17 protein-coding genes are annotated in these 16576 nt (G+C 70.1%); 5 read left to right on the top strand and 12 right to left on the bottom strand.

Annotation, left to right across the window (positions count from 1 at the left end; all coding sequences use genetic code 11):
• Positions 1–13 precede the first annotated feature (13 nt).
• On the bottom strand, positions 14–502 hold the full coding sequence (gene nrdR, locus ACFWIW_RS31905; RefSeq protein ID WP_240597980.1) for a transcriptional regulator NrdR: 489 nt from the start codon (positions 500–502) through the stop codon (positions 14–16).
• 300 nt (positions 503–802) lie between these two features.
• Positions 803–1297, bottom strand: a complete 495-nt coding sequence (locus ACFWIW_RS31900) for a LysM peptidoglycan-binding domain-containing protein (RefSeq protein ID WP_378371871.1) — start codon at positions 1295–1297, stop codon at positions 803–805.
• Positions 1298–1614: 317 nt separating this feature from the next.
• Between ACFWIW_RS31900 and lexA the strand changes: the two genes are divergently transcribed.
• A complete protein-coding gene (gene lexA / locus ACFWIW_RS31895) occupies positions 1615–2331 on the top strand; it encodes a transcriptional repressor LexA (RefSeq protein ID WP_037343289.1) in 717 nt (238 codons plus the stop codon).
• Positions 2332–2407: 76 nt separating this feature from the next.
• On the opposite strand, the gene ACFWIW_RS31890 is transcribed toward lexA, so the two are convergent.
• The 3 genes from ACFWIW_RS31890 to ACFWIW_RS31880 form a co-directional block, all read right to left on the bottom strand.
• Entirely contained in the window at positions 2408–3421 is a 1014-nt protein-coding gene (locus ACFWIW_RS31890) for a hypothetical protein (protein WP_378371870.1), read from the bottom strand.
• Between the two features lie 148 nt (positions 3422–3569).
• Positions 3570–5006 carry a GTPase HflX gene (hflX, locus tag ACFWIW_RS31885; RefSeq protein ID WP_378371869.1) on the bottom strand — a complete coding sequence of 479 codons (1437 nt, stop codon included), beginning with the start codon at positions 5004–5006 and terminating at the stop codon, positions 3570–3572.
• 43 nt (positions 5007–5049) lie between these two features.
• The gene (locus ACFWIW_RS31880) at positions 5050–5547 is read right to left on the bottom strand and encodes a transcriptional regulator (RefSeq protein ID WP_240597985.1); all 498 of its coding nucleotides are present in this window, start codon (positions 5545–5547) and stop codon (positions 5050–5052) included.
• A 61-nt stretch (positions 5548–5608) separates the two neighbouring features.
• Between ACFWIW_RS31880 and ACFWIW_RS31875 the strand changes: the two genes are divergently transcribed.
• Positions 5609–6853, top strand: a complete 1245-nt coding sequence (locus tag ACFWIW_RS31875; RefSeq protein WP_378371868.1) for an MFS transporter — start codon at positions 5609–5611, stop codon at positions 6851–6853.
• Here ACFWIW_RS31875 and dapF read toward each other — a convergent pair.
• The 3 genes from dapF to ACFWIW_RS31860 are packed head-to-tail and all read right to left on the bottom strand — an operon-like array spanning position 6850 to position 9273.
• On the bottom strand, positions 6850–7674 hold the full coding sequence (dapF, locus tag ACFWIW_RS31870; protein WP_378371867.1) for a diaminopimelate epimerase: 825 nt from the start codon (positions 7672–7674) through the stop codon (positions 6850–6852). The two genes, ACFWIW_RS31875 and dapF, sit on opposite strands and share 4 nt — an antisense overlap.
• A 10-nt stretch (positions 7675–7684) precedes the next feature.
• Entirely contained in the window at positions 7685–8587 is a 903-nt protein-coding gene (miaA, locus tag ACFWIW_RS31865; RefSeq protein ID WP_378371866.1) for a tRNA (adenosine(37)-N6)-dimethylallyltransferase MiaA, read from the bottom strand.
• The gene (locus tag ACFWIW_RS31860; RefSeq protein WP_378371865.1) at positions 8584–9273 is read right to left on the bottom strand and encodes a class III extradiol dioxygenase subunit B-like domain-containing protein; all 690 of its coding nucleotides are present in this window, start codon (positions 9271–9273) and stop codon (positions 8584–8586) included. The genes miaA and ACFWIW_RS31860 overlap by 4 nt, the downstream gene beginning before the upstream one ends.
• 235 nt (positions 9274–9508) lie before the next feature.
• On the opposite strand from ACFWIW_RS31860, the gene ACFWIW_RS31855 reads away from it, so the two are divergent.
• Positions 9509–10822 carry a DUF349 domain-containing protein gene (locus tag ACFWIW_RS31855; RefSeq protein ID WP_378371864.1) on the top strand — a complete coding sequence of 438 codons (1314 nt, stop codon included), beginning with the start codon at positions 9509–9511 and terminating at the stop codon, positions 10820–10822.
• 144 nt (positions 10823–10966) lie between these two features.
• Positions 10967–11419 (top strand): hypothetical protein, encoded by a 453-nt coding sequence (locus tag ACFWIW_RS31850; protein WP_378371863.1) that lies wholly within the window; start codon positions 10967–10969, stop codon positions 11417–11419.
• Here the strand turns inward: ACFWIW_RS31850 and ACFWIW_RS31845 are convergent.
• Positions 11416–11877, bottom strand: a complete 462-nt coding sequence (locus ACFWIW_RS31845) for a hypothetical protein (RefSeq protein ID WP_378371862.1) — start codon at positions 11875–11877, stop codon at positions 11416–11418. The genes ACFWIW_RS31850 and ACFWIW_RS31845 overlap by 4 nt on opposite strands.
• Positions 11874–13388: a tRNA (N6-isopentenyl adenosine(37)-C2)-methylthiotransferase MiaB gene (gene miaB, locus ACFWIW_RS31840; RefSeq protein WP_378371900.1), complete on the bottom strand. Its 1515-nt coding sequence runs from the start codon at positions 13386–13388 to the stop codon at positions 11874–11876. The genes ACFWIW_RS31845 and miaB overlap by 4 nt, the downstream gene beginning before the upstream one ends.
• 16 nt (positions 13389–13404) lie before the next feature.
• On the opposite strand from miaB, the gene ACFWIW_RS31835 reads away from it, so the two are divergent.
• Positions 13405–14316 carry a TAXI family TRAP transporter solute-binding subunit gene (locus ACFWIW_RS31835; RefSeq protein WP_378371861.1) on the top strand — a complete coding sequence of 304 codons (912 nt, stop codon included), beginning with the start codon at positions 13405–13407 and terminating at the stop codon, positions 14314–14316.
• Here the strand turns inward: ACFWIW_RS31835 and ACFWIW_RS31830 are convergent.
• Together ACFWIW_RS31830 and ACFWIW_RS31825 are read right to left on the bottom strand one after the other, a co-directional pair.
• On the bottom strand, positions 14302–15702 hold the full coding sequence (locus tag ACFWIW_RS31830) for a sensor histidine kinase (protein WP_378371860.1): 1401 nt from the start codon (positions 15700–15702) through the stop codon (positions 14302–14304). The two genes, ACFWIW_RS31835 and ACFWIW_RS31830, sit on opposite strands and share 15 nt — an antisense overlap.
• A gap of 4 nt (positions 15703–15706) precedes the next feature.
• Positions 15707–16396 carry a response regulator transcription factor gene (locus ACFWIW_RS31825; RefSeq protein WP_240597994.1) on the bottom strand — a complete coding sequence of 230 codons (690 nt, stop codon included), beginning with the start codon at positions 16394–16396 and terminating at the stop codon, positions 15707–15709.
• Between the last annotated feature and the right edge of the window lie 180 nt (positions 16397–16576).

The following is a 16576-nucleotide window of genomic DNA, read 5'->3' as shown; positions in this document are numbered from 1 at the left end:
GCGGGAGGCGGCATCAGCCGTCTTTCGCGTCTCGATCGCTCTCGTCCGGTGTGGCAGCCATGGCCTCGCGGAGGTCCGAGATCTCCTTCTCGAAGTCCTCGACCGAGGAGAAGGAGCGGTAGACACTGGCGAACCGGAGATAGGCGACGCCGTCGAGTTCGCGCAGGGGGCCCAGGATCGCCAGGCCGACCTCGTGACTCGGGATCTCCGCCAGCCCCGCCGACCGGATCGATTCCTCGACCCGCTGCGCGAGCTGCTGCAACGCGTCGTCGTCGACCGGCCTGCCCTGGCAGGCGCGTCGCACCCCCCGGACCACCTTGTCCCGGCTGAACTGCTCGGTGACCCCGGATCGTTTGACGACGGCGAGCACCATCGTCTCCGAAGTGGTGAAGCGCCGGCCGCAAGCGGCGCAGGAGCGCCTCCGCCGGATCGCCTGACCCTCATCCACCTCTCGGGAGTCGACGACCCGAGAGTCCGCATGCCGGCAGAACGGGCACCTCATCCGCCGATCACCTTCCCCTCCGCGCCGGACGGCCCCGAGTGGACGCCCGCCCCGTCGCCACGCAACGACGGAAAAGATCGACATGTGGATCGATCTGTGGACATCCGGTGGGTGAACACCGGCCAGCTGTGGACAACTGGTACCGAGTCTACCCCAAGCTATGGACCAACTACAGCCATGTAACTACTACATATAGCGGTGGAGACTAGATCGCTGGTCGGACGCACGCAAGCGCAACGGCCGGGCCGATCGGACACGAAAGAGGAGCTCACCCACGACGGGTGAGAACGCCCTTCGGGATCACCTCCCACCTTCCGCGACCTCGGCCGCGACGGGCACCGTGAGCGGCAACCCGGGCACGAGAACGGCGTTTTCCAGGGAGTTGAGCTCCTTGATCTTGGCGACGACCGCGCCGGTGTCACTGCCTGGCGCGAATCGCGCCGCGATATCCGTCAGCGTCTCGCCCGCGGAAACGGACACCGTGGTGGTCCGTTCGGGTACCGCGGCGCCGGGAACACCGGCCAAGAACAGACCCAATCCGGTGACGACCCCGGCGACGAGCAAGGCCATCCCGGCGAGCGACGGCCACCTGAGCGGGAGCCGCCGCGGCGCCGGGCACGCCGGGGCGACGGTGGCGACGCCGGGGCGCCGGCCCGCCACGACCCGCGCCCTGGTGGGCGGACGCAAGGGCTCGGCACGCCTGCCCCGCACCACCCGCACGGGCCGGGTCGCCCCTGCCGGAACGGGCCCTGGGGAGCTGGGCCGCACCAGTCCTCGATCGGCCAGAATCGACATCGGAACCTCCTCGCAGTCCTGCTGCGCTCGCCGCCGGGCCGGGACCCGGCATCAAGATCGAACACGCGTTCTATCGAACGCCCGTGCGAATGTGTACCACCTCCCACCGACAAAAATCGAGCGACACGGCGTGTCCATCGAACAGATGTTTGAAATCGTCGTCCCGGCGGGCTAACGTCGTTGACCAGGGCGTCTGCTGCGCGGACGCCGCCGGTGCCGTGGGCGGGAAGATCGTCCGCCACCGGCGAAGACACGCGAAGTCGGTCCGGGCGACCGGACGTACTGGGAGGCGACGCAGGAGATGAAGGAGCGAGACGGTGGCTAAGGAGAGCAAGGCGGGGAACGCGCCTAGGGGCTCGGGCAAGGTGCGCGCCTTGCCCGAGGTCTACGAGGTGGACGAGACCCTGACCGTGCGGCAGCAGCAGGTGCTCGACGTGATCAAACTGTGGGTGAGCCGGTTCGGCTACCCGCCGAGTGTGCGGGAGATCGGCGAGGCGGTCGGGCTGACCTCCACCTCGTCGGTGTCGCACCAGTTGCAGGCCCTGCAGCGCAAGGGTTATCTGCGACGCGACCCGAACCGCCCGCGTGCGGTGGGTGTGCTCGCCACGACGGACGACAACCCGATGGGCATCGACGTCGAGCAGCCGCAGTCGGCCGCGAAGGCCGCGTACGTACCGCTCGTCGGCCGGATCGCGGCCGGTGGACCGGTGCTGGCGGAGCAGGCGATCGAAGACGTCTTCCCGCTGCCGAGGGAGATCGTCGGCGAGGGCGAACTGTTCCTGCTCAGCGTCACCGGTGACTCGATGGTCGACGCCGCCATCACCGATGGCGACTGGGTCGTCGTGCGCCAGCAGCCCACAGCCGACCCGGGCGAGATCGTGGCGGCGATGATCGACGGCGAAGCGACGGTCAAGACGTTCAAACGCAAGGACGGCCACATCTGGCTGATGCCGCACAACGAGGCGTACGAGCCCATCCCGGGTGACGACGCCACGATCCTCGGCAAGGTCGTCGCCGTTCTTCGCAGGCTGTAGCCCGGAGCCGGAGCACGCCGGGATCCCGGGTCACCCGACCCGGGTCAGGCTCGGCGGCTTCGGCAGCCTCACTCGGTCAGGCGCGCCGCTTTCGCAGCCTTCCGACCAGGAGAAGGCCGCCGATCACGACGACCGCGGCGATACCGACCTGCGCGTACGGGAAGTCGGACCCCTGGCCCGTGCCACCGGCCGCGGATGTCCCGCCCGACGTGCTGCCCTCGGATTTCGCCGCGTCCACGGCGAGCGCGGCCGCGCCCTTCACCGCCCGGATCTGCTCGCCGACGCCCTCCCCGCCGGACAGCAGCGTCCCGTCCGGATCGAAGGCGATCGCCTCCCCCTGTTTCTCGTTCGGCAGGGGCACCCGCACTGGCTCGCGCTGCAGCGCGCTCTTGAGGTCTCCGTCGGTGACGGCGTAGAGGTAGGCGTCGGTGTAGGTGCGCAACGCGACCACCGAACCGTCGGCCATCGAGGCCGCGCCGGTGACGGTCATCGAACCGATGGATCCGGCGGGACCGCCCGGAGTCGAGGTTTCCTTGATCTGCAAGGACCCCACGTTCTCCAGCGGAGTCGGGCCGGGACTGGCGAGCGGTCCTGTCGGCCGGTAGACCTTGGAGCTGCCGAATAGGTCCTTGGTGATCAGGTACGGCGTCCCCGAACGGTCCATGATCAGCGCCTCGACGTCGTGCTGCCCGTCGGGGTACGTGAGCCGGTGCAGCGTCGCTTTCCCTTGCGGTGTCAGCGAGATCAGCGCGACCGTGTCCCGCTTCTTGCGGTTGTCGCCGGTGTCGGAAAGCCAGAAGGTGCCGTCCGCGGTACGGGCGAGGTCCTCGGGGTCGTACGGGTCCGTGGCGGCCGAGATGACCTTCTGGACCTTGCAGTCGCGGCCGAGGACGAAGACCTGCGTCTTGGTCCCGCCGTCGTTGAGGGCGTACAGGTGCTCGCCGTCGGAAACCAGGCCGGAAAGCTCGCTGAGCCGTGACTCGCTGTTCTTGCACACCGGCTGCGGTGCCGGGACCTCCTGCGCCAGGGCGGGAGCCGTCCCGCCGATGAACGCCGCCAGCGCGACCGTCGCCGCGACAATCCCCCGCACAGCCACCTCCGTACCCGTGGAACCCCTGAAGCCCCACACTACGGAGACGTCCGGGACGGCGCGCAGTTCGGTGCGGACGCCGAAAAGACTCGTGAGTGGTAAGGACGGTTAGAACCGTCCTTACCACTCACGAGTCTTTTGGCACTTCCTACAGGGCCGAGCCGTCCGTCTGGAAGTCGCTCAGCGCTGCGGCCAGCTCGGGCCTGCCGCGGACGACCAGCCGCGTACCGGTCTCGACGTGCTCCTCCTCCAGCACCTCGCCGTCGGCGTGGGCGCGGGAAACGAGTTCGCCCCGCGAGTACGGGATCAGCACCTCGACCACGACCTCCGGCCTCGGCAGCCGCTCCGCGATCACCTCGGCCAGCTCCGTGATGCCGGTGCCGGTCCGCGCGGACACCTGCACCGAACCGGCCAGCTGGTGCCGCAACCGGGCCAGCGACACCTCGTCGGCGGCGTCGGCCTTGTTGATCACCAGCAGCTCCGGCGGGAGCGGCTCGGAACGGCGCTTCGTGATCTCGGCGAGCACTTCGCGCACCGCGTTGACCTGCTCTTCCGGCGTCGGGTCGGAACCGTCGACGACGTGCACGAGCAGGTCGGCGCTCGCCGCCTCCTCCAGCGTCGACCGGAACGCGTCCACCAGCTGGTGCGGCAGGTGCCGGACGAAACCGACGGTGTCGGTCAGCGTGTAGGTGCGGCCGTCGGGGGTCTGCGCCCGCCGGGTCGTCGGATCCAGCGTGGCGAACAGCGCGTCCTCGACCAGCACCCCGGCGCCGGTCAGCGCGTTGAGCAGGCTCGACTTGCCGGCGTTGGTGTAGCCGACGATCGCGACGCTCGGCACCTCGTTGGCCACCCGGCGACCGCGTTTGGTCTCGCGGATGGTGTCCATCGCGGCGATCTCGCGGCGCAGCTTCGACACGCGCTTGCTGATCCGCCGCCGATCGGTTTCGAGCTTCGTCTCACCCGGACCACGCAGACCCACACCACCGTTGGCGCCGCCCGCCCGGCCACCGGCCTGCCGGGACAGCGCCGCACCCCACCCGCGGAGCCGCGGGATCAGGTACTGCAGCTGAGCCAGCTCGACCTGCGCCTTGCCCTCCTTGGAGCGGGCGTGCTGCGCGAAGATGTCGAGGATCAGGGCGGTGCGGTCGATGACCTTCACCTTGACCTTCTCCTCCAGCTGACGCAGCTGGCCGGGCGAAAGCTCACCGTCGCAGATCACCGTGTCGGCACCGGTGGCCGCCACGATGTCCCGCAGTTCCTTGACCTTGCCCGAGCCGATGTAGGTGGCGGGATCCGGGCGGATCCGCCGCTGCACCAGGCCTTCCAGCACCTCGGAGCCCGCCGTTTCGGCCAGTCGCGCGAGCTCGGCGAGCGAGGCCTCGGACTGGAGGGCGCTGCCCTCGGTCCACACACCGACCAGAACGACGCGCTCCAGGCGCAACTGCCGGTATTCGACCTCGGTGACATCCGCGAGTTCGGTGGACAGGCCCGCTACCCGGCGGAGCGAGGCGCGGTCCTCGAGCTCCAGTTCGCCGGTCGATGGGTCCATGTCGTCGTTCAGATCGTTGTGTGTCAGTTCCGTCATCGTGCCTCCATGGTCCCACGTTTCGGCGGCGGGACCGAATTCATTACCTGCTGGGATACTTCGACAGGTAGATGGCCGTGCGTTTCGCTTCCGGGTCGGCCGGCCGGGAGATGAAGTCGTCGACGAGCTCCATCAGCCGTGTTTCGAACTCGGCGATCTGCTCGTCCGGCACCTGGACGACCAGGCGCGTCTGCTGCACCTCGTCGAATCCCACCTCGGCGATCTCGGCCAGATACGCCTCGAAGATCGCCTGATCGATCCCCCTGTCGCGGGAATCAAGATGCCACGACAACCCGGTCGAGCGATACGGAATTTCTTTCGCACCGCGCGTGCCGCGTCGCGGCGGGAGCGCTTCGAGGAACCCTGTGTCGACGAGCTTGCGCACATGGTGCAGCGTCGTCGCCGGGTCGCGATCGAGCCGTTCGGCGAGTTCCTTGTTGGTCAGCGCCTCGGAATAAGTCAACCGGATGATGCGCAGCCTTATTCCGGACGCCATCGCGGCGATCTCGGCCTCGGTGGCGGCGCGTCGTGGAGTGGGCACCGGGACAGCCTAGAGCCGAAAGTGATTGACAGTTTCCAATCACTCACGCCAAGGTGGCCTCGTGCGCAGAGACTCCCTCTTCTTCCACGCGGACTTCCGGCGGCTCTGGGCTGGTGACACGGCCAGCCAGATGGGTGCTTTCGCCGGTCACACGGTGATTCCCCTGCTCGCGGCCACCGTGCTGGCCGCGACGCCGTTCCAGATGGGGCTGCTGACCGCTGCCGAGACCGTCGCGTTCCTGATCATCGGGCTGCCGGCCGGGGTATGGGTCGACCGGATGCGGCGGCGGGTGCTGATGCTGCGGGCCGATTTCGTCCGCGCGGCGCTGCTGTTCACCGTTCCGCTCGCCTGGTGGGCGGGGGTCCTGTCGCTGACGCAGCTGATCGTGGTCGCCACGCTCGTCGGGGTCGCGACGGTGTTCTTCGACGTCGCCTACCAGTCGTACCTGCCGTCGCTGGTCGGCCGCGAGCACCTGCTCGAAGGCAACGCGAAACTCCAGGCGAGCCAGTCGGTCGCGTTCCTGACCGGACCGGGTGTCGGCGGCGGGCTCGTGCAGCTGGCGGGCGCGGCCAACGCCGTGCTGATGACCGGGGTGGGCTTCCTGACCTCCGCGCTGTGCCTGTTGCGGATCCGCACCGTCGAAGAAGTTCCCGAGCGGCATGAAGACGCGAAGCTGCTCCCCCAGATCGTCGAAGGACTGCGGTTCGTGTTCACCGACGCGGCCCTGCGCTCGATCGTCGCCTGCACCGCGACGGCCAACCTGGCCAACGGCGCCTTCACCACCGTGCAGATCCTGTTCCTGAACCGGGAACTCGGCCTGTCACCGGCGATCATCGGCGTCGTGCTGGCGACCGGTGGCGTTGGCGGGATCCTCGGGGCGATCCTGGCCGGGCGTATCACCCGGCGGATCGGGCAAGCCCGTTCGATCTGGTTCGTCCCCTTGCTGACCTGGCCGTTCCATTTGCTGCTGCCGCTCGCCGCGCCGGGCTGGCGGATCGTGCTGTTCCCCGCGGCGCTGGCGATCGCGGGGTTCGGGATCATCGTCTACAACGTCGCGCAGGTGTCCTACCGGCAGGCCGTCTGCCCGGACCGGCTGCTCGGCCGCATGAACGCCAGCGTGCGTTTCGTGGTGTGGGGCATGCTGCCGCTGGGCGGGCTGGTCGGCGGCGTACTGGGTGAGGCGATCGGGATCCGGGGGACCCTGTGGTTCGCCGCGGCCGGTGAGGCGGCCGCGGTGCTGTGGGTGGTCTTCTCGCCGATCCGGAAGCTTCGCGACCTTCCCAAGGAGCCGATCGCGGTCGGCTAGCCGAGCCCGTCCCACCAGGTTTCGTCGAGTTCCCCGCGCGCGACGATCTCCGCCGGGCCGGTCAGCGTGGACCCGCCGCGGCGCACCTCGACCACCACGCGGCCACCGGGGATGTCGACGGTCGCCTCGCCGGTGTCGGTGCCCGCGAGGTGCAGGGCTGCGGCGACCGCGGCGACCGTGCCGGTGCCGCAGGACCGCGTTTCGCCGACGCCGCGTTCGTGGACACGCATCTTCAGCGCGTCGTCGCCCAGCAGGTTGATGAACTCGAGGTTCACGCCGTCGGGGAACACGTCGGAGTCGAAGTCGGGCTGGTCGCGCAGGTCGAGCACATCGACGTCGTCGTCGACGACCGACACCAGGTGCGGATTGCCGACGTTCACCGCGACCCCGGAGAACGGCTTGCCCGCGACCACGGTGACCGAGGTGCCGGTGATCGTCGCCGGTCCCATCTGCACGGTCACCGATCCGTCGGCGTGCATCCGCACCGGCCGGTCACCAGCGCGGGTGCCGATGACGAAGCCGCGTTCGGACACGAGCCCGGAATCGACGAGGTGACGGACGAAGACCCGGACGCCGTTGCCGCACATCTCCGCGATGGATCCGTCGGCGTTGCGGTAGTCCATGAACCATTCGCCCTCGGACTCGGCCCCAAGGGCGGCCGAGCGCACGACACGCAGCACGCCGTCGGCACCGAGACCACGCTGACGGTCGCACAACGCGGCCACCCGCGCTTCGGTCAGCTCGAGGCGGCCGTCGGGGTCGGGAAGCAGCACGAAATCGTTCTGTGTGCCGTGTCCCTTGAGGAATTCGATGCCGCCCATGGTCCCAAGATTACTGGGCCACCGCTTCGAGGACGCGTTCGGCCAGCCGCTCCGAACCGCCGTCGAACCAGCGGATGCGCTTGTCCCGCCGGAACCAGGAACGTTGTCTCCGCACGAACCTCCGGGTGGCCTGCGCGGTGGCCTCGGACGCGGCCTGGAAGTCGCCGTCACCGTCGATGGCGGCGATCACCTGTTGGTAGCCCAGCGCCCTCGACGCGGTGAGCCCGTCACGGAGTCCCCGGCCCAGCAACGTCCGGACCTCGTCGACCAGTCCGGCTTCGAACATGAGCTCCACGCGACGGTCGACGCGGACATCGAGTTCCGCCGGTTCGCGGTCGATGCCGATCAGGACGGTGTCGTAGCGCGCGGGACCCGATTTCGGCAGGTTCGCCGAGAACGGTTCGCCGGTGATCTCGATGACCTCCAGCGCGCGCACGATCCGGCGGCTGTTCGTCGGCAGGATGGCCGTGGCGGCGACGGGGTCCAGTTCCGTGAGCCGGGCGTGCATCGCGGCGACCCCGATTTCGTCGGCTTCGGCGGTCAGCCGGGCGCGCACGTCCGGATCGGTGCCCGGGAACTTGAGGTCGTCGAGCACGGCTTGGACGTAGAGACCCGACCCGCCGGTGAGGATCGGCACGCGTCCGGCGCCGAGGAGTTCTTCGATGCGCCGACGTGCGTCGCGCTGGTACGCGGCGACGGACGCCGTCGCGGTGACGTCGAGGACGTCCAGCAGGTGATGCGGCACGCCTCGCCGCTCCTCGACGGTCGCCTTGGCCGTCCCGATGTCCATCCCGCGGTAGAGCTGCAGGGCGTCGGCGTTGACCACCTCGCCCCCGAGGGTGAGGGCGAGTTCGACCGCCAGCGCGGTCTTCCCGGTCGCCGTGGGCCCGACGACCGCGACCGGCCGGATCACGCGCGTTCCCAGACCGCGACGTGGTAGCCGACGCCGAACGGCGCGGCCGAGTAGAGGACGTCGCCGGTCCAGTCCCCGTCCGCCGCAAGACCGGCGAGGACCTGCCAGGGCGCGCGGCCGCCGGCCCCGAGTTCGGCGGCCAAGGCTGGGTCGAGCGCGGCCAGCGCCCCCGTGTCGGCCTTGGCCAGCGCGTCACGGATCCCGGCGTCGAAACCCTCGGCGCGCGCGTCCTCACCGCCGGGGGAACGGGGGCCGTGCCTGCTCGAACCGTCACCGAGAACGAGCACGGCCGGGTGGTCGCCCACCGCACGGGCGAACTGTTCGCACTGGTCGGCGGGAGTGGCGGGATCGACGAGGTGGACGCGGACGGACGACGCGCCGCCCTGCTCACGAAGCCAGCCGGCGACGAGCGCGGGCAACGGCAACTCGGTTTCGGGCGCCGTCACCCGGCTGAGTGAGACTCCGAGGTCGACGCCGAAACCGCGGAACGAGCCGCTCGCGTGTTCCGGTACTTCGGGCGCGCCGGCGGCCGCGCCGATGACGACCCAGTCCGGCGAAGCGCTGGTCAGGCGCCTCGCCGCGGCGAGGCAGGCTTCGCGCAGCTCGGCGCACTCGTCCGCCGCTCCGGCGGCCAGTTCGGGAATGAGCAGCGGGGGTTGCGGGAGCATGGCGACACGGTGGATCACGGCCGCCGACGTTACCTTCCCCGCCATCCACGACCGGCAACCGACCGACACGGAGGGTCCTCCGGAAGTAGGATCACTGCCCTCTGGTGGTTCATCCGGTTCCACGGTGGACGCTGAGCTGCTTGAATGCCGCAAGGGGTTGATGCCCCCGAAGCAAGACGGCAACGCATTACCCGGCCCCGCCGCTAGGCGGGGCGCCCGCGCCAGCGGGCGTACAGGCGATAAGGAGCCTGCGATGGCCCAGGAGAACACGTCCACCGGTACCCCGGCACCGCACCCGGTACCGCACGCGCTCGGTGGCGGGCATCCCGCACCCCCCGTGCCGCCCGCCGAGCCCAGCCCGTCCGCTTGGGGCAGGGTCGACGAAGAAGGAACGGTCTACGTCACCACACCCGACGGCGAACGCGCGGTCGGTGTCTGGCAGGCCGGGAGCCCGGACGAGGGTCTGCTCCACTACGCGCGCCGCTTCGACGACCTGCGCACCGAGGTCGAGCTGCTGGAGACCCGGCTGGAGTCCGGCGCCGGCGATCCGAAGCACGCGCTGGCGACGGCCACGCAGCTGCGCGACGGCCTCGCCGAAGCCGCCGTCGTCGGCGACATCGCCGCGTTGAGCGGCCGCATCGAGCAGGTCATCTCCCACGCCGAGAAGGCGCTGGCCGCGGCCAAGCAGGAGCGCGAGGAAGCCCGAGCGGCCGCCGTCGTCCGCAAGCAGGCCCTCGCCGACGAGGCCGAGAAGCTCGCCGCCGAGTCGACCCAGTGGAAGGCGGCAGGCGACCGGCTGCGCGCGATCCTGGACGAGTGGAAGACCGTCAAGGGCGTCGACCGCAAGACCGACGACGAGCTGTGGAAGCGGTTCTCCAAGGCCCGTGAGGCGTTCAATCGCCGCCGCGGCTCGCATTTCGCCGAGCTCGACAAGCAGCGCGCGGGAGCCAAGCACCGCAAGGAAGAGCTGATCGCCGAGGCCGAATCGCTCTCGGAGTCGTCGGACTGGGGCGAGACGGCGGGTCGCTACAAGGACCTGATGACCGAGTGGAAGGCCGCCGGTCGCGCGCCCAAGGACAGCGACGAGGCGCTCTGGCAGCGCTTCCGCGCCGCGCAGGACAAGTTCTTCGCCCGGCGGTCCGCGGTGTTCTCCGAGCGGGACGCCGAGTTCGCGACCAACGCGCAGCAGAAGGAAGAGCTCCTCGTCGAGGCCGAGAAGATCGATCCCGCCGCGAACCTGGAGGCGGCGAAGCAGCACATGCGGCGCATCCAGGACCAGTGGGACGAGATCGGCAAGGTCCCGCGCGAGCGCATCCGTGAGCTGGACGGGCGGCTGAAGGCCGTGCAGGACGCGATCAAGGCGGCCGAGGACAGCAAGTGGCGGCGGACCGACCCGGAGGCGCAGGCCAGGGCGGCGCAGTTCCGCGAGCGGGTCGAGCAGTTCGAGTCGCAGGCGGCGAAGGCGCGTGCGGCGGGCGACGAGCGGCGCGCGAAGAAGGCGGACGAGCAGGCCGCGCAGTGGCGTGAGTGGCTCGAGGCGGCGGAAGCGGCCATCGCGGACCGCTAGGTCTCAAAGCGCGTGAAGGCTCCCTTCCCTCGGGTCAGCCGAGGGAAGGGGGCCTTCACGCGCTTCACTCCACGGTGGAGGGACGCGTCCCACGTTCGCGCGTATTCGAGCGCTCTCCGCGCTCAACCGTGGTCGACTTCGATCATGAACCAGACACTGATTCCCCCAGTACGCCGGGCGTTCGCCGCCCTGGCGATCAGTTGTGCTCTGGTGGCCGGGCTCGCCCCGGCCGCGTCGGCGACGGCGGCCCCGGCACCGGCCCCGGTCTCCGCCGAAGCGGGCAAGAAGAAGGTCAAACTCGACGCGTCACTCAGCAAGAAGCAGGTCAAGGTCAACGAAAAGGTCACCCTCAAGGGGACCCTGCAGGCCCTGGAAGGCGCTGACGGGACGGACAGCCTCGAAGCGATCATCGTGCAGCAGCTTCAGGGCAGCGTGTGGGTGAACATCGCCGACACGACCTGCCGGCCCAACTCGACGTTCTCGCTGAAGCTGAGCTTCTCGCTCAGCGCGGTGGTCACGCTGAGGGCCTACCACCCCGAAACGACGCTCTACGCGAGCGCGTACACGTCCAGCAACCTCACCTTGCGCGTCGGCTAGCTCCGCGAGAAAGCCGCACGCATCCAGTAGATGGCCAGCGCGACGGTGGCGATCCAGGCGACGATCAGCCCGAAGCCCGGACCGCCACCGGCCGCGCCGGTCGCGTTCGAGGACTGCTGGGACCAGATCGCGAGCATCCCGTCGACGGAGGCGAACCAGCCGCCCGCGGCGCAGACCCAGGCCAGCCACCAGCGGCGGGTCACCAGCGTGACGGCGCCGACGAACACCCCGATACCGGTGGAGGTCGCGGCGAACAGCTGCGGGATCCCGCCGCCCCGGCCGAGCAGCACCTCCCAGCCGGCGTGCTCGCCGACCCAGGGCAGCAGCTGGGCGATCAGCAGCACGAACACCAGCACGGCGATGGAGAACCCGCGCCTGCCCAGTTCGATCGTCTTGGCCGCGCGTTCGCCGACCTCGTCGATCTCGGCGGCGAGTTCGTCGATCTTCGGTTCGGTCACAGCGCACACCCGCTCACCGGTTCCGGCGTGACGGCCGGAGCGCCGAAGCCCGGCAGGCCCAGCGTCACGCCGTTGGTCTTCGGCCGCCGCCCGGCCTCGGAGTTGTCGCCCGCCTTGGTGCGGCGGTGCGACAGCAGATCGCCGTCGGCGACGAGGTGGTGCGGAGCGCCGTACGTCACCACGGTCTCGACGACGTCGCCCGGGCGTACCAGGCGGTCCACCTGCGGCCCAGTGGGCGTGAAGTGGACGAGCCTGCCGTCTCGGGCGCGGCCGCTCATGCGCTGCGTCTCGGTGTCCTTGCGGCCCTCACCGGAGGCGACCAGCAGCTCGACCCGCCGTCCGACGATCTTCTTGTTCTCGTCCCAGGAGATGTCGTTCTGCAGTTTCACGAGCCGCTCGTAGCGCTCCTGCACGACCTCCTTCGGCAGCTGCCCGTCCATCTCGGCGGCGGGCGTACCCGGCCGGATCGAGTACTGGAAGGTGAACGCGCTGGAGAACCGCGCCTGCGCGACGACGTCGAGCGTCGCCTGGAAGTCTTCCTCGGTCTCGCCGGGGAAGCCGACGATGATGTCGGTGGTGATCGCGGCGTCGGGCATGGACTCGCGCACGCGGTCGAGGAGCTTGAGGTAGCGCGCGGAACGGTAGGACCGCTTCATCTCGCGCAGCACCCGGTCCGAACCGGACTGCAGCGGCATGTGCAGCTGGTGGCACACGTTCGGCGTCTCGGCCATCGCGTCGATGACGTCCTCGGTGAACGCCGCCGGATGCGGCGAGGTGAACCGGACGCGCTCCAGCCCGTCCACCGAACCGCAGGCACGCAGCAGCTTCCCGAACGCGAGCCGGTCGCCGAATTCGACGCCGTACGAGTTGACGTTCTGGCCGAGCAGCGTCACTTCGAGCACGCCTTCGGCGACGAGCGCCTCGACCTCGGCCAGGATCTCGCCGGGACGGCGGTCGCGTTCCTTGCCGCGCAGCGCCGGGACGATGCAGAAGGTGCAGGTGTTGTTGCAGCCGACCGAAATCGACACCCAGCCCGCGTACGCCGAATCGCGCTTCGCCGGGAGCGTCGAAGGGAAGGTCTCGAGCGATTCGAGGATCTCGACCTCGGCCTCGGCGTTGTGCCGCGCGCGCTCCAGCAGCGTCGGCAGCGAACCGATGTTGTGCGTGCCGAAGACGACGTCGACCCAGGGCGCGCGCTTGACGATCTCGCCGCGGTCCTTCTGCGCGAGGCAGCCGCCGACGGCGATCTGCATGTCCGGCTTCGCGGTCTTCTGCGGGCGCAGATGGCCGAGGGTGCCGTACAGCTTGTTGTCCGCGTTCTCCCGCACCGCGCAGGTGTTGAACACGATCAGGTCGGGTGTGGCCTCGCCGTCACCCGGAACGTAGCCGGCGTCCTCGAGCTGCCCGGCAAGACGTTCGGAGTCATGCACGTTCATCTGGCAGCCGAAGGTGCGGATCTGGTAAGTGCGCGCGCTCATCTCGCCTTCGAGGGTACGCGGGCGGGGTTCCATGGCACGATCGACCCTCATGAGGAGACCAGGGGTGCTCGCGGTGGTGATCGCCGTGGTCTGTGCCCTGGTCGCCGGGTGCGGCCCCGATCTGTCCGGGACGAAGGTGCGGATCGCGGCGGGGCTCAACGGGGGCGTCTACGACAAGCTGGCCGAGGCCCTGGCCGACGCGTGGGCCGCGCAGCTCGACACCGAACGGCCCGTCATCCAGGAGACCCAGGGCTCGCCGGACAACGTCGGACGGGTGCGCGCGGGGAAGGCCGACGTCGCGTTCGTCGCCGCCGACGTGGCCGCCGACGACACCGCCGGGCTGGCCGCGCTGGCCCGCGTGCACGACGACTACCTGCACGTCATCGTGCGGGCCGACTCCCCGATCAAGTCGTTCGCCCAGCTGCGGGGGCACAAGGTCGCGATCGGCTCGCCGGATTCGGGCGTCGAGTTCGTCTCGAACCAGCTGCTGAAGGCGTCGGGGCTGACCGGCGCGATCGACCGGCGCAACCTCGGCCTCCCCGAGGCACTGCCCGCGCTGGAGAACCGGCAGATCGACGCCGTCATCTGGTCGGGTGGCCTGCCGACGCCGTCGATCACCGAGAAGGTGCACACGGTCGGGCTGCGGCTGCTCGACATCACCGATCTCGCGGACGCGCTGCGGGCAACCAGCCCGGTGTACCGGACGGCGACCATCCCGGTGACCGCCTACAACCTGCCGTCGCCGGTGACCACGCTCGTGCTGCCGAACTTCCTGGTGGTGCCCACGTCGATGCGCGACGACGTCGCCGAGGCGCTGGTGCGCGGGCTGTTCGACGCGCGGGACCAGCTGGTCAAGGCGGCCGGGGCGGCGTTGTCGATCGACGTCCACCCCGCCATCGAGACCGCTCCCCTGCCGCTGCATCCGGGTGCGTTGCGCTACTTCCGGTCACTCAAGGATTAAGGGCAGGGTCACGGTCACCCGCAGGCCGCCGCCTTCGGGTGAACCGAGCCGCAGCGAACCGTCCGATCGGGCCAGGATCTCGGTGACGATCGCCAGGCCGAGGCCGGAGCCGGGCACGTTCTGGTGCGCCGTGCTGCGCCAGAACCGGTCCGCCGCGCGGTCCAGCTCGTCTTCGCGCAGGCCGGGGCCGTGGTCGCGGACGGCGATGTCCACCTTCCCGTCCGCGGTGGTGACGTCCACCCGCACCTCGGTGCCCGGCTCGGTGAACTTGAGCGCGTTGTCCAGCAGCGCGTCGAGGACCACTTCGAGGCCGCGCGCGGGCGTGAGCACCCTCAGCCCGCCGCCCAGCCCGGACGCGACCAGGGTGATGTCACGTGCCGCGCCGACGACGGTCCAGTCGGCGACCCGGGCCCTCACCATCTCGTCGAGACCGACGGGCACCAGTTCGCCGCCCGAGGCTTCGGCCCGGGCCAGCGAAAGGAGCTCGTCGAGGATCTGGTTGAGCCGTCGCGCGTCGACGAGGGCGGCTTCGAGATCCGCCGCGGCCAGGTCGTCATCGACGTGCCCGTCGAGGTTGCCGAGCCGGATCTTCAACGCGGTCAACGGGTTCCGCAACTGATGGGAGGCGTCGGCGACGAACGCGCGCTGCGCCGACAGTGCTTCGTCGACGCTGGCGGCCATCCGGTCGAAGGAGCGTTCGAGCTGCCGCAGCTCCGGCGGCCCGCCCGTCTCCCCCACCCGTTTGACCTCGCGGCCGCTGACCACGGCGGCGACCAGCTCGCCGGTGGCGTCGTCGAGCCGCCGGACCGGGCGCAGGATCCAGCGCACCACCGGCACCGCGATGAGCAGCGCGAGCCCGAACGCCAGCACCGCCCCCGCCGCGATGAGCAGCCACCACCAGAGCAGTTCGGTGCGGGCCTTGCTCGTCGAAGAAACGGTGATCACCGCTCCCCGCACCTCGCCGTCGATCAGGATCGGCTCGGCCAGCACCAGCGGCCCGGTGGACCACGGCAGCAGCAGCGGCCCCGGTTCGGAACGGCGTCCCGCCAGCGCCTGCTGCAGATGCGACGCGATGACGGGGTCCTTGAGATCGATCCCGGGCGTATCCCCCGGCCCTCTGGCGACGGATTCGCCGTCCTGGTCGACGATCGCCACCGGCACCCCGTAGACCTCGGTGTAGCGGCGGAGTTCGTCCTCGATCAGGTCCGGCCGGTTCTCCACCAGCGGGCGCTGGGCCAGCGACGCGAACCGGGAGGTGTCGGTGAGCCGGTCGAGGAAGAGGTCGAGCTGCGCACTGGCCGCCACGCTGAGCGAGAGCGGGATGCCGAGGCCGAACACGAGCGCCGCGACCAGCGTCAGCACGATCGCCTGGAGCCGGACGCGCACCGGCTCAGCCCTCTTCGGCCGGGCCGTAGGCGCCGCCGAGGCGGTACCCGACGCCGCGGACGGTCTCGATCAGCGCGGGCCTGCCCAGTTTGGTCCGCAGGGTGGCGACGTGGACGTCGAGCGACCGGCTCTCCGCCGGGCCGCGGTGCCCCCAGACCTCGTTCAGCACATGGTCGCGGGCGCAGACCGCGCCACGGGCCGAGACCACTAGCGCGAGCACCTGGAATTCCTTGCGGGACAACGAAACCGGCTGCCCGTCGACCTGCACCTCATGGCGCCCGATATCGACCGAGACATCACCCGCCTGGATGACTCCCGGCGGTTCGGGCGCGGCGGGCCGCTCGCCGCGGCGACGCCGCACGGCCTCGACGCGGGCGACCAGCTCGTCGACGTCGTAGGGCTTCACCAGATAGTCGTCGGCGCCGGACCGCAACCCCTGGATCCGGTCGTCGACCTCGCCCCGCGCCGAAACGACGATCACCGCGACGTCGCTGACCGCGCGGATCCGGCGGCACAGCACGATCCCGTCGATGTCGGGGAGCCCGAGGTCGAGCAGCACGACGTCGACCTCGTGCACCAGATCGAGCACCCCGGCACCGGAGGCAAGGCGTTTGATCGTCAGGCCGCGCCGGGTCAGCGCGGGCGTCAAGGCGCCCGCGACCCGGTCGTCGTCCTCCACCAGCAGTACCCGCACCCGCGTTTCCCTTTCACGTCGTCCCCGCACCGCGACGACTTGAAGAACGACTCTATGGGGTGAGTCACCCCTCGCGCCGCCCGTCCCAGCCCGGTGAGGGACCCGTCGCACGCGGTAATGGTCACGATGCGTCACAGATCTGTTGTGACCCCGGTTACGGGATACCCCTGCCTTGTCTAG

Source organism: Amycolatopsis sp. NPDC058340 (genome assembly GCF_042723975.1).
GTDB lineage: Bacteria > Actinomycetota > Actinomycetes > Mycobacteriales > Pseudonocardiaceae > Amycolatopsis.
The sequence above is the reverse complement of the archived record's forward strand: the minus strand, read 5'-3'. Positions and strand labels throughout refer to the sequence as shown.